Genomic DNA, 1,324 nt, shown 5'->3' with positions numbered 1-1,324 from the left:
TCGTAGGGTGAGCGGTGGCGCTTGGAAAAGATGACCGGTTGCCAGTAGAACAGCGGATCGAATCCGTAGCTTCGCCCCAGCGACTCGACCAGGGTGAGGTTGGCTTGGTACCTGCGTACTGTTTGCCGGACGACCTCGTCGCTCAGCAGAGGGGCCTGCGATCCGGTATGCGGCGGTGCCCGCGGCCGCATGCGGTGCTGCAGCCCCGTCGCCAGACGGTGGAACCCCCACAGGTTTCCGGCCAGGACCTCTCGTCCCCAGCGCCACGCCAGCTGTTTCGGCCGCGAGCTGAGGTTGAATTCCGCCCGCCGGGCCACCTCGTTCCTTGAAATGCCCGCTGCGCCGTTTTGGTGAGCCGAAAACACATCGTTGATACCGTCGTAAAAGAGCACGATGTCCGGCACGTCGCCGCGCTGGATGCGGCGCAGCAGGGCGATCACTTCCTGGGTGCTGACGTAACCGATCTGGCCGTGATTCGTCACTTCGGCGCGATATCCCTTCTCGTGCAATAGCTTGCTCAGATACGAGGCAATGGTGTGGTCATCACGTGTGCCCCAGCCCCACATGGTCGAACCGCCGAAGGTGAACACCCGCACCGGCGGCGGATCATCGGCGCCATCCCGCACCGGCGGGTTCCAGGTTACCCGCAGGCCGTTTTGGTTTACGTTGGTGTAACGGGCCCGATGCGGGACACTCCGCCAATAGACGTATGGGGACCAGACGATCTGCCGACCCAATTCTTCGACATACTGGGCCCATTCGGCGCCACGATAGGCGTCGGCCCGTGCCGCCCGGTTTTCATACTTGTCCTCGGTCAGCGGCTGACGATCCAGGAGCTGATCCCTGGTGGTCAGCGCCAGGCGCAGCCCCGCTTCGCAGACGACGATCAGAATCAGCGTGATGCCCAGGATCACCCACCCCGTGCGGATGCCTGATCCGACCGCCTGCACGGATCCAAGTAGGACCTTTGCCATACCGCTAAGCGATCACCGCACCGTCTTCTGTTTGGCGGCTGCTCGGCGTTGCTCGATCAGCTCGATCACGTCATCCACCATGGCCGCGGCGATCAACCGGTTGCCCGCCCCGGATACGTGTGCAAAGTCCCAATAATAAGGTTCCTTCAAGTCATCGAACAGCGCGCTGAGGTTGTGAAAATGCGGACGGCTGTTCAGGGCTTGGGAGCGCCGTATCCGTTGGTAGACGGTGTCGTAGGTCTGCTTCAGAAAGGGATTCCCCTTGGCCCGATGCTGCTCGTAGGGTGAGCGGTGGCGCTTGGAAAAGATGACCGGTTGCCAGTAGAACAGCGGATCGAATCCGTAGCTTC

General features: G+C 62.1%; 2 protein-coding genes. Both read right to left on the bottom strand.

The features are described 5' to 3' along the window. On the bottom strand, nt 1-974 hold a 974-nt coding region (locus tag BQ17_RS17370; protein WP_089729245.1), incomplete at its 3' end, for an SGNH/GDSL hydrolase family protein. A gap of 12 nt (nt 975-986) precedes the next feature. Beyond that, nucleotides 987-1,324 (bottom strand): hypothetical protein (locus tag BQ17_RS22120; RefSeq protein ID WP_176722500.1); only part of this gene is annotated, 338 nt, incomplete at its 5' end.

It is taken from the genome of Candidatus Thiosymbion oneisti (genome assembly GCF_900092655.1).
Classification (GTDB): domain Bacteria; phylum Pseudomonadota; class Gammaproteobacteria; order Chromatiales; family Chromatiaceae; genus Thiosymbion; species Thiosymbion oneisti.
Note: the sequence above shows the minus strand (reverse complement) of the source record. Positions and strands in the feature narration are given on the sequence as shown.